Source organism: Streptomyces sp. NPDC002787 (assembly GCF_053592095.1).
The window spans coordinates 195,096-210,011 of the sequence record NZ_JBSFVC010000009.1 but is presented as its reverse complement, the minus strand read 5'-3'; the positions used below and the strand labels follow the sequence as shown (position 1 = coordinate 210,011).

Sequence of the window (14,916 nt, the reverse complement as noted above, 5' to 3'; positions counted from 1 at the left end):
CACTGGAACCGAAATCGAACGGCAACCCAGACCGACGAAAGGATCGAGACATGGGACCCGTAGTCGTATTCGACTGCATGACAGCGGATTTCCTCAACGACGACCCCAACAACGCCGAACTGAGCGCTCTGGAGATGGAGGAGCTGGAGTCCTGGGGTGCCTGGGACGGCGAAGCCACCTCTTGAGCGCCGGCCGGTGAGTAGCCGGCGGGTGTGAAGTCGGCGAGACGGACCACCGGGAGAGGGAGCATGCTCGAAGCGACGGCGACGGAGTGTGAGCTGCGCGAGATCGTCCACCGTTCGTATCCGTCGGATCGAACGGTGACCGTGCGGTGCACCGTGCGCCCCGCCGAGGGCACGGCGCAGGCCGATGGCTACGGCACCGCCACGACCGAGGCCGTGGCACGGGCGAAGGCCCTGTCCGAAGCCGTGGAGCGGCTGGTGGCGTGCACTCCCTACGCAACGGTCGCCCGTCCGCCGACGGCTTCAGCGGACCCCGGCACGGGCTCCGGCCCGGTCCCGCCCTTCCCGGCGGGCGGGGTGCGCACCGCCCCGGAGGGCTGCGCGAGCCGGACGTACCGGCCGCTGACCGGGGACCGGCCGCGCCGGGTGCCGCTGTACTGGTCCTCGCCGTGGGTCGCCGGCGAGGAGTTGCGCGCGGGCACGCTGACGGCACCGGAGGCGCGGCTGTCGAGCACGGTCGGCTGGGCCGTCGCTCCGACGCCGGAGGCGGCCCTGCGTGGGGCGCTGCTGGAGCTGACGGAGCTGATCGGTTACGGGGTCTTCCTGCACCGTTGTCTGGCGGGTCCGGCGCGGCCCCGGTCGGCGGGTGACGAGACGCTGGTGCTGCCGCTGGGCGGCGCGGTCCGTACGCCGGCCGTGCTCGCCGTGGAGTACGGCCGCGGGCGGCTGATGCCGGCCACCGGGCTGGGGTGCGGCGCGACCCGGGCCGAGGCGACCGACCGGGCACTGCTGGAGCTCGCGCAGGCCCGGACGATGTGGCGGTCGAACCCCACCGCCGAGCCGGCCGAGCGTTTCTTTCTGCGCCGCTTCGAGCGGTGGCCGCTGCTCACACGGTGCGCGACCTTGGACTTCGAGCTGAGCGGTCCGGCCGGCGGTCGGACGCCGTACGACGACGGGCCGCACCCGGCGTCCCCCCTGGAAGAGCTGGAGGCCGGCGGCATCACCGTGTGGGCCGACTCCGGTGCCGTCGACATCTCAGGCCCGGACATCCCCAGGACCCGTCTCTGCTTCGCCCATGTGGTGTCGGATCCGCAGCCTCTCCTGGGCCTTGTCCGCGCAGGCATCCCCGTGTTCGACACGGGAGAAGTGAGGAGGACCCTTGACCCGTCCCGCCGAGACGCCCATCAAGACGCCCATCAAGACTCCGGCCGAGACGCGGGCCGAGACGCCCGCCGAGACCGATCTGCTGACCGTGGCCCTGCTGGACGGGGCCGCCAAGGACGACGTTCCGCCTGAGCGTGAGACGGCCATCCAGCAGGCGCTGTCCGCCGTCGGGGACTGGCTGGCCGCGGAGCGGCTCACGGCCGACATCCGCAAGTACGGCATCGAGTCCGCGCCCACGTACGAGGTGCGGCTGACGGACGCGCAGGGCGCGCTCTGTTCCCGCAGCTCCGGCAAGGGGCTGGGGCACCGGAGCATGGCGAGCGCGCTGTTCGAGAGCGCCGAGCACTACCACCTGGACTGGCGCCGTGATCCACGGGCGTCGGAGGCGGAGTTCCTGCCGGGGCGGGAGATCGCGGGGCAGGCCACCGCCCGGCGGTCCGCGCTGCTGCGCCGGCTCGGCGGCATCATGCCGGACGCGCCCGTGCTGACCCGTACGTACCGGCCGGTGGACGAGGTCCTCACCGGGCGGGCGGACGGTGCCCCGGCCGGGCGGCCGCACCGGCACCCCGTGTTCCTGCGCGACGGCGGCTACCGCAACTGGCCCCACCCGGACGACGACCGGTCGTTCCAGCCGCTGTGGCACTACACCTCCAGCGCCGGTTACGCGGCGGGCGCCACCCCGCACGAGGCGCTGGTGCACGCCGTCAACGAGCTGATCGAGCGGGACGCCTGGTCGTACCAGCTGGCCCGGTCGTACTTCGGCCTGCCCGGCGAGGGGCCCGAGCTGCGGGTGGTCGACCACGACACGCTGCCCACGGAACTGCGGGAGCTGACCGGCACGGTCGAGGAGGTCCGCGGGGCGCCGGTGCTGATCGTCGACATCACCTGCGACACCGGCGTACCGGCCTATGTGGTGTGCGACGCGCGGAGCCGGGAGGACGTGCGGCTGATCGGCAGCGGGGCCTCGCCGGTGCGGACGTACGCGTTGCAGCGGGCCCTGCTCGAATACCTCCAGGTGCGCACGATGTTCGAGCACGGGCCGGTGGACGCGGACACCGAGGCCGGGCAGATCGCCACCGCGCTGGCCCGCTACCCCCGCCATCTCGCCGCCGCCCGGTTCGACGTCGCCCAGCTGCCGCACGAGCGGCGGGCGTTCGAGGCGGACGACGGGCTGCCCGCGTCCGCGAGCCCCGAGCGGTTGCTGCGGCATCTCGTGGACCGGCTGCGGGAGCTGGGCGTCGACGTCCACCACCGGGTGCTGACGCCGCCGGGGTCCGTCACGGTCGTCGACGTCGTCGCGCCGGGCCTGGAGATGTTCGACAAGGCGCGGGCGGGCTATCCGGTGCTGCCGACCGGGCGCCTCGGCGAACGGCTGGGGCCGCGGCCGCGCGAGGAGCACGGAGGTGCGCCCCGGTGAGGCTCGCGCTCGTGGCACCGCCCTGGAACAGCCTGTACCGCCCGTCCATCCAGATCGCCACCCTCGCGGCGCTGGAGGGCGCGGGGGACGGTGATCCGATCACGCCGGTGTACGCGTACCTGGACTGGTTCGAGTACGCCGTCGACGCGCTGGAGTGCGATCCGGCGGAGTTCGTCACCGTCTACGACACGATCGGCGAGGAGTTGTACGGGCTCGGCGTCGGGGACTGGATCTTCGGCGGGGTCCTGGACGCCCCTGGTCCCGAGGAGGAGGCGGACGTCCGCGCCCGGTACGCCGCCTTCCTCACCGAGCACGGGGTGGCCGAGGAGCTGGTGGCGCGGGTGCTGGCGCTGCGCGCAGTGGCGCCCGGGTTCGCGGCGGGGCTCGCCGGGCGGCTGGTGGCGACCGGCGCCGAGTGCTTCGGGTTCACCACGTCGTTCAGTCAGCTGATGCCCGCGCTGGCCGTCGCCCGGGCCGTCAAGGACCAGGCGCCCGAGCGAATGGTGCTGCTCGGCGGGGCCAACTGCGACCGGCCCATGGGGCAGGCCGTGATGCGGGCGTACCCGTTCGTCGACGCGGTCGTGCAGGGCGAGGGCGAGGCGGCGGTGGCAGCGGTCCGGGCCGCGCGCGGCGCCGGCGACCTTACGGCGGCCCCCGGTCTGGTCCTGCGGCACGAGGGCGGGTTGCGGGTGTCGTCGCCGACGGTGCAGCCGGCCGAGTCGGCGCCGGTGCCCCGGTACGCGGAGTACTTCGAGCGGCTGCGGGCACTGCCGCACCGTGAGCTGATCGCCCCGCACGTGGCGCTTCCGTTCCAGATGTCGCGGGGCTGCTGGTGGGGCGAGAAGCTCCAGTGCACCTTCTGCGGGGAGAACGGCAGCGGGATGGTCTACCGCAGCAAGCCGGGCGGGCAGCTGACCGAGACCCTGCGCCGGCTGACCGAGGAGCACGGTGTGTTCGACACGTACGCGGTCGACACGATCCTCGCCAGGAACGACAACGGTCTCGCCGAACTCGCCGCGGCGGAGGTCGACATCACCACGTTCTTCGAGGTGAAGGCCAATCTGGGGCCGCGGGAGGTGGGCGAGATGCGGGCGGCGGGCGTCACCATGGTGCAGCCGGGCATCGAGAGCCTGAGCAGCGGTGCGCTGAAGCTGCTGCGCAAGGGGGCGACCGCCTTCCACAACCTGCGTTTCCTGGTGCTGTGCCAGGAGTTGGGCATCGACGCCCAGTGGAACCTGCTGTCGGCGATGCCCGACGAGACGGCGGCGATGCTTCAGGAGCAGCTGCGGCTGATCCCGTTCATCACGCATCTCGCGCCGCCGTCGACGGTGAGCAAGGTCCGGGTCGACCGCTACAGCCCGTACTTCGAGAAGCCCGACGAGTTCGGTATCGCGCTGGACGGGCCCGAGCCGAAGTACCGCTTCGTGCACGCGGGCCGCACGGCCGCCGAACGCGCCGAGATGGCCTACTCGTTCGACCATGTGGAGCTGGCGGGGCGGGACGACACAGCCCTGGCCGCGGAGATGCTCGCGCTGCGGCGGCGCCTCGGGGCCCGGGTGGGCCTGTGGAAGAAGCTGCACGAACAGTCGCGGTTCTCGTTCCGGTTCGGGCCGAACATGACCGTGCTGCATGACGGCCGGCCGCATGTGGGCACCGGGCGGCATGTCCTGCGGGGAGGCGACGACCAGTTGTTCCGCTGTCTCGTGCACGGCGGGCGGCTGCACCAGGCCGTCGGCCAGGTCGCCGCGATGACGGGCCGGCCGGAGGACGAGGTGCACGCGACGGTACGGGAATGGGCGCGGCGCGGCTGGATCCATCTGGAGGGCCGGCGCGGTCTCGTCCTCGCGGTGCGCGACGGCATGCGGGACGAGCTGGGCCGGGCGGCCGAGCTGCGGGAGGCCGCGGCCGAGTCGGAGCGGGCCGCGGCCGAGTCGGGGCGGGCCGCCGTCGAGTCGGGGAGGGTCGGTGCGGGACGGTAACGGCACGAGCCGTCAGGACGTCTTCGAGGTGTTCTCCCGCGACGGCACGCCGATCCGGGGCTTCAGCAGGCCCGGGCCGGGCGAGACCCTCGTCCTCGTCCACGGGGTGGCCATGGACCGGCGGATCTGGGCGGAGTCGGGGTTCCTCGACACGCTCCCGGACGCCCATGTCCTCGCGCTCGACCTGCGGGGACGCGGGGAGAGCGGGCGCGTCGGCACGCCGGAGGGCCATGCCCTGCGCCGGTACGTCGAGGACGTCCGCGCGGTCCTCGACGGGTTCGGCCGCGCGCGGTACAGCCTGTTCGGCACGTACTTCGGAGGGCGGATCGCCCTCCAGGTCGCCGCCGTGGACACCCGGGTGGTCCGAGCGTTCTCCTTCTGCGCGCACGCCGAGCAGGTGGAGATCCCCGGGGACGCCGTCGAGGAGGAGGCGGTGGCCGTCGAGGGCCCCGGCGGGCACGCCTATCTGCGTGACCACTTCACCGGCCGAGGCGCCCCGCCGTGGATGGTCGAGGCATGCTCCCGCGTCGACCCCGGCGAGCTGGGGGCGGCCACCCGAGGTCTGCTGCACGGCTCGGACCGGCGGACCGAACGCGGCCACCCCGACCAGGAGTTGGTGCTGATCACCGCCGACGGCGACGCGGACCTGGCGCCCTTCCACGCTGGGGAGCGACGGCTCGGCGCCCGCCTGTGGCTCGTCGACGCTCCGACCCGGATCAAGGCCGCCGGCCGTCTCGCGGAGACCGGGCGGCGGGTGGCGGCGGTACTGACGGAGGGCGCCCCTACGGATCACACGAACCGCACGAACCACACGGACCGCACGGACCGCACGGACCGCGCGTCCGGCGACGCACCGGCCCGGGCCGGCACGATCAAAGCCGCACCGGCCGAGGCCCGCACGACCGGGACGGAGGTCGTATGACAGCGACCGAGGACACCATGTGGCGCCGGCGCCGGGGACTGCTGCCCGACGGGGACCCGCTGGTGCGGGCCCTGGAGGAGCTGGCGGAGCGCGGGCGCGGGCACCGGCTGCGGGCCGTCGGTCTCGTCGACCCCGCCACCGGGCGGCACGGCCCCCCGCACGACCTGACGGTGACCGACGGCACGGTCACCGCCTGGACCCCGACCCCGCCCGCCGCCGACGGGCGTCCGGCCCCGTACGCCGCGTACGCCGTGCCGGGCTTCGTCGACTCCCACGCACATGTCTCGTCCGCCGCCGACCTGGCCGGCCTCCTCGTCCACGGCGTGACCGGCTTCCGGCAGCTGTGGGGCGAGCCGGCGCACCTGTACGCCGCCGGTGTGCACCGCGCCCGGCACGCCGTCCTGCCCCGGCCCTGGGTCACCGCCGGGGTGGTCGACGGCCCCCGGTCGCGGATCCCGCAGGGGGTCACCGTGGTGGACGGGGTCCGGTCGGTCCGGCGGGTGATCGAGGACGCGCTGGCGTTCGGTTTCGACGGGGTCAAGGTGTACGACGACGTCGAGCGCCCGGTGTTCGAGACCCTGGTCCGGGAGGCGGAACGGGCCGGTCTGCCGGTCGTGGGCCATGTCCCCGAGGCGGTGCCCCTGGACCTGGCCCGTCGCTCGATGCGGTCGTCCGAGCATCTGTACGGCATCGTGCCGAATGTGTTCCGGCTGCCGCCCGAGCGGCGCTGGGACGCGCTGGCGGCGGCCCTTCGCGACGACCCGGCACTCGGCGCCGAACCCGGTCACTTCGTCTGCCCCACCCTCGTCTGCTGGCGGGCCCGCAGCGGCGAGCGCCGGTACACCCGCCCCTCCCGCGTGGCCCTCCAGGCGGTGGACGAGGGCCGGCGCCGGTCCTGGCAGTCGGCGGCCCGCGACGCCCTCCGGCTGGACGCCGCCGAGGCGCACCGGCGCGGCGGCCTCGTCGACGAGCTGGGCCGGATCGCCCGCGCCCTGACGGACACGGGCACCCGGCTGCTGGCCGGCACGGACTGCGGCAACCCGTTCGTCCTCGCGGGCCCCTCCTTCCACAAGGAGCTGGCCGAACTCTCCCGCGCGGGGCTCCACTTCGCCGCCGTGCTGCGGGCGGCGACCACCCACGGGTACGAGGCCATGGGGCGGCGGGCGGGCCCGGTGCCCGGTGATCCGGCGGACCTGGTCCTGTACCGGCGGCCGCCCGACGGCGACGTGACCGCCCTCGCCCGGCCCGACGCGGTGCTGGTCGACGGTGTCCTCCTCGACGGCACCGACCTCGACCGACTGTGGGCGCTCCGGCTGGCCTCGTCCGGCCTCGACGCGTCCGGCTGGGCCCGCGGCGACCTCGACCCACCGGTCACCACCGGCCGACCCACGAAGGAGACAGCCCATGCAGGCTGACCGGGAAACCGACCGTACGGGACGGGAGACGACACGCCCCGCAGGCCCCGACCCCACCGACCCCACCGGCCAGCGGCCGAAATGCCCCGTGGACTTCGACTTCTTCGCCGCCCCGCAGCGGTACCGCGACGCCGCCGCCGAACACGCCGGTGAGCAGGGCGCCTTCTACAGCGACCGAGGCTTCTGGGTGCTGGCGACGTACGACGGAATCGTGGGCGCGTTCAAGGACGAGGGCACCTTCACCGTCGGCCGGGTCAGCGCGGCGGAGGGCGCCGAGGAGGAGCGCTGGATCCCGCTGACCGTCGAGGGCCGCGAGCACACGGCGTGGCGGCAGCGGCTGGGCGCCTGGTTCACCCCGCAGCGGGTGCGGGAGCTGACCCCGTCCATGCGGGCGGGCGCCCGGCGGCGTATCGAGGGGTTCCTGGAGAAGGGCGAGGTGTCGTTCAACGAGGACTTCGCCCGGCCGTACGTCCTGGAGAACCTGATGACGGCGGTGGGCTGGCCGCCGGACGGGTTCGACCTGCTCATCGCCATCAACCGGGCGATGATCGACTCCCGTTCGGCGCCGGACCCCCGGGCGGCGGCGTACGGCGAACTCGGGCTTCCGGCGCTGGAGCGGTTCGCCCGTGAGCACATCGCCCGGCGCCGCGCGGAGCCCGCCGACGATCTCACCACCGCCAGCTTCGACTGGGAGATCGACGGCGCCCGGGTCACCGACGACGACCGTGCCTCCCTGCTGTGCACGCTGTTCCTGGCGGGCGTCGACTCGACGGTGAACCACCTGGCCAACGCCGTCCAGCATCTCGCCCACCACGAGGAGGACCGGCGGCGGTTCCTGGCCGGGCCCGAGGTCCGGCCGCCCGCGGTCGAGGAGTTCCTGCGGGCCAACTCGTGCATGTACCCGGGCCGGCAGGCCGCGGCCGACGGCGCGGGCGGGGTCGCGGACCGGGGCGACACGGTGCTGCTTCCGCTGGCCCTCGCCAACCACGACCCCGAGGTGTTCCCGGAGCCCGGCCGGATCGACTTCGACCGGGCGCGCAATCCGCACATCGCCTTCGGCACCGGCCCCCACCAGTGCCTCGGCGCGGCCTTCGCGCGCGCCCAGATCCTGGTGGCCCTGGAGGAGTGGCACGCCCTGGTCCCGGACTACGGGCCGCCTCCCGAGCGGCGCACGGCCGAGCCGCCGTTCCTGCGCAACTCCTACGACCTGAGGCTCGTCTGGTGAGGGCGCCATGACCGGGACGACCGAAAGGACAGGGGTGACCGGCACGACCGGGACGACCGCGCCCACCGGCCCGCCGGAGCCCTCCGGGGCCGGCCGAGTGGCCCTCGTGTCCATGCCCTGGAACAACGTGCGCCGCCCCTCCATCCAGGTGGGCACCCTGCGGTCCGTCGCCCGCGCCGAGGGGTGGCGGGTCGACTCGCACTACGCCTACCTCTCCTTCTACGGCCTCGCCCGCACGGCCCTCGGCATGCGGGACGCCGAGTGGTCTCACGCGTACGAGACGGTGTCGGAGGGGCTGTACCAGCTGTCCGTCGGCGACTGGATCTTCGCGTGCCGTGACGGCGGGGCGGCGCCGCGCGAGGCGTACTTCCGGATGCTGCGCGCCAAGGGTGTCGACGACGCGACGATCGAGCTGGTCGACGCGTTGCGCGAGGTGGCGGACCGGCATGTGGAGCGGACGGCCGCCGAGTTGCTGGCCTCGGCTCCCGATGTCATCGGTTTCACCAGCACCTTCAGTCAGAACGGCCCGACGCTTGCGGTCGCCGAGCGCCTGCGGGAGCTCGGCTACGGCGGGGTGATCGTGCTGGGCGGCAGCAACTGCGAGGGCTCGATGGGCCGCGCCCTCCTCGCCAACTACCCGGCGGTGGACGCCATCGTGGACGGCCCCGGCGAGGACGCCTTCGTCGCCCTGCTCCGCCAGGCCGAGGCCGACGACCCGCCGCGCTCGCACGGCCGTCTGGTCACCCGGCTGCCCGCCGTCGCCGACAGCGCTCCGGCCGGTATCTCCGCCGGTCAGTCGCTTGAGGTGCCCACCCCCGACTACGACGGTTTCTTCGAGCAGTTGCACGCCGCCGGGCTGCACACCCTCGAACCCGAGATCACCCTGCCCGTGGAGTTCTCCCGCGGCTGCTGGTGGGGTGCCAAGACCCACTGCACCTTCTGCGGCCTCAACGGCGCGACCATGACATACCGCAGCAAGAACCCCGACACCGTCGCCGACGAACTCCGCCACCTCATGGACCGCTACGGCGTCCTCGACTTCTTCGCCGTCGACAACATCCTCGACCTCAAATACCTCGACACAGCACTGCCATTGGTGGAGAAACTCAACACCGACCACTCCCTGTTCTTCGAGGTCAAGGCCAACATGGAATGGGCCGACATCCAGGCCGCCCGTCGCGCCGGAGTCCGCTCCGTACAACCCGGAATCGAAAGCCTCAGCACCGAAGGACTGCGGCTGCTGAAGAAAGGCGCGACCGCCTTCCAGAACATCCGGTTCCTGCTCGGCTGCGCCGAATTCGGTGTCCTGCCGGTGTGGAACATCCTCACCGGATTTCCCCACGAAACCCCGGAGTCGATGCTCACCCAGATCGATCTGCTGCCTTCCCTGACCCATCTCGAACCACCCGACAACGACATCCTGGCCGTGCACTTCGACCGGTTCAGCCCGTACGTGGAACACCCGCAGGACTACGGCCTCACCCTCACCCACCCGCTGCCCGGCTACCAGTACGCCTATCCCCGTCTCTCGCCCGGCGACCTGTGGGACCTCGCCTACCACTTCGAGGGCGACTTCACCGAGGACCCCCGCAACACCGCCGTCCGCGAACGCCTCGCCACGGCCGTCCACCAGTGGCGCACCCAGCACCACCGGGCCCGTTTCACCTACCGCCTCGGCTTCGACGCCGTCACCCTCACCGACCACCGGCCCGGCCTGCCCGCCCACACCACCGTCCTGCGGGGCGCGGACGCCCGGCTCTTCCGCGCGATCATCGGCGGAACCCGGTTCCGCGATCTCCAGAGTCAGGAAGGGCTGGAGCAGCCCCTGGAAAAACTCCACAGCTGGCAGGAGAAAAGGTGGGTCTACATCGAGGGCACGAAGGTCATCGCCCTCCCCGTACGCGAAAAACCCTCCGCCTATCGCACCCCGCCCCGCAAGGGAACTCCGCGCAGGTCCCGAACCGCCGTACCCCTCACGCTCACCGGTCCGCCTCCCTCGCGGCAGCCTGGCTGAAATCCGTCCCGCACGGCGTTTCCCGTTTGCGGTGACCGCCCACCGGCGCGGTACTCGTAGAGGATCACCGTGCACAGCTCCGTGCACAGCTTCGAGCGCAGCCCCGAGCACAACGCCGCATCACGACCCGGAAGTTGATCACTATGACCACGGCCCCCACCGAGGACCAGACCCGCGCCGAGGACCTGCCGCCGTCCTGCCGCGACCTGATCGGCATCCTCGCCCAGACCGACCGGCGCGACGCCTTCGCGGCCCTCGCGCTCGGCGCGACCTCCGTGGCGCAGGTGGCGGAGCGGGCGGGCCTGCGCCCGGCCGCCGCCGCCGTCGCGCTGCAAAAGCTCGTCGACGGACGGATCGCCGCGTACGACACCGAGGCCCGCACCTACCGGCTGATCGACGACACGTTCCGGCTGGCCGTCCAGGCGGAGGTCAGGATCTCCGGCCGGGGCGGCGGTGACGGGGCGGGGGCGTACTTCCGCAAGGGGCGGCTGACCTCGATCCCCGGCAAGGCGGAGGTCCGCAGCCGGGTGCTCGCCGTCGTGGCCGACTCCTTCGAGGCCGGTGTCACCTACTCGGAGGCCAAGGTCAACGCGATCTGCGGCCAGTGGTTCGACGACTGGGTGACCCTGCGCCGGGCCCTCGTGGACGAGGAGCTGCTGCGCCGCGACGAGTCGGGCACCCAGTACGAACGCGTATGACCGCATGACACGGGTCGTCGCCGGTGACGTCGGCACGGACACGGCGGGCGCGGCGGATACGGCGGGCGCGGCGGACCGGGGGGCCGACGTCGTCGCGTACGGCCGGCACACGGGCGCGGCCGTCGGCGTCTTCAGCCGCCGCCGGGGCTTCGTGGCGCGGCCCGGGCAGGTGGTCGCCGAGCCGTCCGCCGACGGCCGTGCGGTGGTGCTCAACGTGGGCCTGGGGCCGGCGGGTTCGGCCACGGCCGCCACGTTCCGCGCCGCGGCCGCCGCCTCGGTACGGGCCGCGGGTCCCGCCCGTTCGCTCCGGCTGGAGCTCGCGCTGGCCGACGGCAGCGGGGTCCCGGCCGCCGACCGGGCCCGGGCCGTGGCGGAGGGCGCGGTGCTGGGCCTGTACCGCTACGACGAGTACCGCTCGACGCGGGCCGCGAACCCCCTGGCCGAGGTGATCGTGGCGACCCCGGAGCGGCGGGCCGTCGCCGAAGGCCTGGCGGCCGCCGAGGCCACCTGTCTGGCCCGCGACCTCGTCAACTGCCCGGCCGGGACCCTCACTCCCCCGGCGTTCGCCGACCGGATCCGCGAGCTGGCGCACACCTCCGGCCTCGACTGCGCGGTGTACGAGGGCGCCGGCCTGACGGAGCTGGGCCTCACCGGCCTGACCGCCGTGGGCCGGGGCTCGGCGGAACCGCCCCGGTACGTGGAGCTGACGTACGACCCGCCGGAGGCCGGCCCGGCCCTCACCGTCGGGCTGGTCGGCAAGGGCGTCACCTTCGACTCCGGCGGGCTGTCCCTGAAGCCGTCCGGCGAGCGGCACGCGATGAAGGCCGACATGGGCGGCGCGGCGGCCGTAGTCGCCGCGCTGACGGCCCTGCCCCGTCTCGGCCTGCCCCTGCGGGTACGCGGCCACCTGCCCCTCGCCGAGAACATGCCGGACGGCGGCGCCCTGCGGGTGGGTGACGTCGTACGGCATCTGGACGGTACGACGACGGAGATCACCCACACGGACAACGAGGGCCGGGTGGTGCTGGCCGACGTCCTGGTCCGGGCGACCGGCCCCGGCCCGCACGGCAGCGACCTCGTGGTCGACGTGGCCACCCTCACCTCCGCCGCCGTCCACGCGCTCGGCACCCGCACCGGGGCCCTGTTCACACCGGACGACCGGCTGGCCCGGACGCTGCTGGCCGCTTCGGAGCGGGCCGGTGAGTCGTTCTGCCGGCTGCCGCTGCTCGCCCATGAGCGGCGGCATCTGCGCTCCGCCGTGGCCGACCGGGTGAACTGCTCGCACCGGTTCGGGGACACCGTCCAGGCGGCCCTCTTCCTCCAGGACTTCGTCGCCGCCGGTGTCCCCTGGGCCCACCTCGACATCGCCGCGCCCGCGTTCAACGACGAGGGTCCGTACGCCGAAGTGCCGTACGGCGGTACCGGGTTCGCGGTGCGCACGCTGATCGAGACGCTGCGCGCCCTCTCCGAAGGCTCACCGGACGTCCCCTGAACGCTCACCGACCGCTCCGCGAGCGGTCCGGAGGCCGGGTAGAAATCGAGGGTTCCTGATCCCTTCCCCATCTGCTACAACAGGTCTACACCACTGAGTGGTGTAGACCACCACCCGATGGAGGAAGTCTATGAGCACCGCCACCGCGCCCTCGGCGGCCCCCGCCAAGAAGTGGGGATCAGGCCTGATGCAGGGCCTGCAGAAGGTCGGCCGCAGTCTGCAGCTGCCGATCGCCGTACTGCCGGCCGCCGGCCTGCTGGTCCGGCTCGGCCAGCCGGACGTCTTCGGGGCCGACGGCCTCGGCTGGGACAAGGTCGCCGCGGTCTTCGACAAGGCGGGCGGCGCCATCACCGGCAACCTCGCGATGCTCTTCTGCATCGGCGTCGCGATCGGCTTCGCCAAGAAGGCCGACGGCTCGACCGCCCTCGCCGCGCTGGTGGGCTTCCTGGTCTACAGCAAGGTCCTGGAAGCGTTCCCGGTGACCGAGGCCAAGATCGCCAAGGGCGCGGACATCGCCGCGACGTACAACAACCCCGGGGTCCTCGGCGGCATCGTCATGGGTCTGCTCTCGGCGGTCCTGTGGCAGCGGTACCACCGCAAGAAGCTGGCGGACTGGCTCGGCTTCTTCAACGGCCGCCGTCTGGTGCCGATCATCATGGCCTTCGTCGGTGTCGCGGTCGGTGTCTTCTTCGGCCTGGTCTGGGAGCCGATCGGTGAGGCCATCGGCAGCTTCGGCGAGTGGATGACCAGCCTCGGTTCGGCCGGCGCGGCCCTGTTCGGCGCGATCAACCGGGCGCTCATCCCGATCGGCATGCACCAGTTCGTCAACACCGTGGCGTGGTTCCAGCTCGGTGAGTTCAAGGACGCCGCCGGCGTGGTCTCGCACGGCGACCTGAGCCGCTACCTGGCCGGTGACCCGACCGCCGGGATGTTCATGTCCGGCTTCTTCCCGATCATGATGTTCGGCCTCCCGGCCGCGGCCCTGGCCATCGCGCACACCGCCCGCCCCGAGCGCCGCAAGGTCGTCACGGGCATGATGGTCTCGCTCGCCCTGACGTCCTTCTTCACGGGCGTGACCGAGCCGATCGAGTTCTCGTTCATGTTCATCGCCCCGCTCCTCTACGTGATCCACGCGCTGCTGACCGCGCTCTCCATGGCCATCACCTGGGGGCTGGGCGTCCACGCCGGCTTCAACTTCTCCGCCGGCTTCATCGACTACGCCCTGAACTGGAACCTGGCCACCAAACCCTGGCTGATCGTCCCCATCGGCCTGGTGTTCGGCGCCATCTACTACGTCGTCTTCCGCTTCGCCATCGTCAAGTTCAACCTCCCCACCCCGGGCCGCGAGCCCGAGGAGGAGATCGAGGACATCACGAAGGCGTAAGCAGAAGACGTAAGCAGAAGGCGAAAGCCGGCACCGAACGAGGTCGGGCCCCCGGAGCGTACGGCTCCCGGGGGCCCACTTCGTGTCTACGGGCTCAGATCTCGTACGACGTCCTGGGCACCGCCAGCTCCACCGGGCCGTCGTACACCTCGCGGGCGTCGGCCAGGTTGATCTGCGGGTCGGTCCACGGCGGGATGTGAGTGAGGACCAGACGGCGGGCGCCCGCCCGGGTGGCCGTCTCCCCGGCCTCGCGGCCGTTGAGGTGGAGGTCCGGGATGTTCTCCTTGCCGTGGGTGAAGGCGGCCTCGCAGAGGAACAGGTCGGCGTCGCGGGCCAGTTCGTCCAGGTGGTCGGTGACCCCGGTGTCCCCGGAGTAGGTCAGCACCCGGCCACCGTGTTCGATGCGGATGCCGTACGCCTCGACGGGGTGGGCGACCCGCTCCGTGTGGACGGTGAAGGGGCCGATCTCGAACGTGCTCGGCTTGACGGTGTGGAAGTCGAAGACCTCGCTCATGGAGGAGGCCGACGGGGTGTCGGCGTAGGCCGTGGTGAGGCGCTGCTCGGTGCCCTCCGGTCCGTAGACCGGGAGGGGGTCGCAGCGGCCGCCGTCATGGCGGTAGTAGCGTGCGACGAAGTACGCGCACATGTCGATGCAGTGGTCGGCGTGCAGATGGCTGAGGAAGATCGCGTCGAGGTCGTAGAGACCGCAGTGGCGCTGCAGCTCGCCGAGGGCACCGTTGCCCATGTCGAGGAGCAGCCGGAAGCCGTCGGCCTCTACGAGGTAGCTCGAACAGGCCGATTCCGCGGACGGGAACGACCCCGAGCAGCCGACGACGGTGAGCTTCATGAGAGCTATAACCTCCGCGCTGGCGTGAAGTCGTGACAGTCGTGTCGTGTTGTCAGTCGTGTCGTGCTGTCGGTCGTGACGTGCTGTCGGGTTGCGGACTGCGAGACGCGTTACGGGTGCGGAGTGCGTTTTGCAGTCAGCGGGGTTGCGTACGACGGACGTGGGTGTGGCAAGGGT

The 14,916-nt window shown here is 72.6% G+C and carries 12 protein-coding genes; 11 read left to right on the top strand and 1 reads right to left on the bottom strand.

Annotated elements, in window-relative coordinates:
- The first annotated feature begins 50 nt into the window (after positions 1-50).
- From botA to ACWD26_RS14955, 11 genes are all read left to right on the top strand, one after another.
- On the top strand, positions 51-185 hold the full coding sequence (gene botA / locus ACWD26_RS15005) for a bottromycin family RiPP peptide (protein ID WP_005486703.1): 135 nt from the start codon (positions 51-53) through the stop codon (positions 183-185).
- 63 nt (positions 186-248) lie between these two features.
- A complete protein-coding gene (locus ACWD26_RS15000) occupies positions 249-1,478 on the top strand; it encodes a YcaO-like family protein (RefSeq protein WP_451269952.1) in 1,230 nt (409 codons plus the stop codon).
- Entirely contained in the window at positions 1,435-2,763 is a 1,329-nt protein-coding gene (locus ACWD26_RS14995) for a YcaO-like family protein (RefSeq protein ID WP_451270103.1), read from the top strand. Before ACWD26_RS15000 ends, ACWD26_RS14995 begins: the two co-directional genes overlap by 44 nt.
- Positions 2,760-4,742: a RiPP maturation radical SAM C-methyltransferase gene (locus ACWD26_RS14990; RefSeq protein WP_451269950.1), complete on the top strand. Its 1,983-nt coding sequence runs from the start codon at positions 2,760-2,762 to the stop codon at positions 4,740-4,742. The genes ACWD26_RS14995 and ACWD26_RS14990 overlap by 4 nt, the downstream gene beginning before the upstream one ends.
- Entirely contained in the window at positions 4,729-5,664 is a 936-nt protein-coding gene (locus ACWD26_RS14985) for an alpha/beta fold hydrolase (RefSeq protein ID WP_451269946.1), read from the top strand. The genes ACWD26_RS14990 and ACWD26_RS14985 overlap by 14 nt, the downstream gene beginning before the upstream one ends.
- Positions 5,661-7,079, top strand: a complete 1,419-nt coding sequence (locus tag ACWD26_RS14980; protein ID WP_451269944.1) for an amidohydrolase family protein — start codon at positions 5,661-5,663, stop codon at positions 7,077-7,079. The genes ACWD26_RS14985 and ACWD26_RS14980 overlap by 4 nt, the downstream gene beginning before the upstream one ends.
- On the top strand, positions 7,069-8,304 hold the full coding sequence (locus ACWD26_RS14975) for a cytochrome P450 (protein WP_451269942.1): 1,236 nt from the start codon (positions 7,069-7,071) through the stop codon (positions 8,302-8,304). Before ACWD26_RS14980 ends, ACWD26_RS14975 begins: the two co-directional genes overlap by 11 nt.
- Before the next feature lie 7 nt (positions 8,305-8,311).
- Positions 8,312-10,318, top strand: a complete 2,007-nt coding sequence (locus tag ACWD26_RS14970) for a RiPP maturation radical SAM C-methyltransferase (RefSeq protein ID WP_451269940.1) — start codon at positions 8,312-8,314, stop codon at positions 10,316-10,318.
- A 143-nt stretch (positions 10,319-10,461) separates the two neighbouring features.
- Positions 10,462-11,016 carry a DUF2087 domain-containing protein gene (locus tag ACWD26_RS14965; RefSeq protein ID WP_451269938.1) on the top strand — a complete coding sequence of 185 codons (555 nt, stop codon included), beginning with the start codon at positions 10,462-10,464 and terminating at the stop codon, positions 11,014-11,016.
- 4 nt (positions 11,017-11,020) lie between these two features.
- Positions 11,021-12,508, top strand: a complete 1,488-nt coding sequence (locus tag ACWD26_RS14960; RefSeq protein ID WP_451269936.1) for a leucyl aminopeptidase family protein — start codon at positions 11,021-11,023, stop codon at positions 12,506-12,508.
- Between the two features lie 130 nt (positions 12,509-12,638).
- Complete coding sequence (locus tag ACWD26_RS14955) at positions 12,639-13,892, top strand: PTS transporter subunit EIIC (protein WP_451269934.1); 1,254 nt, start codon at positions 12,639-12,641, stop codon at positions 13,890-13,892.
- Positions 13,893-13,986: 94 nt separating this feature from the next.
- Here the strand turns inward: ACWD26_RS14955 and ACWD26_RS14950 are convergent, their stop codons facing one another.
- Positions 13,987-14,739, bottom strand: coding sequence for an MBL fold metallo-hydrolase (locus ACWD26_RS14950; RefSeq protein WP_451269932.1), 753 nt, complete (start codon positions 14,737-14,739; stop codon positions 13,987-13,989).
- Between the last annotated feature and the right edge of the window lie 177 nt (positions 14,740-14,916).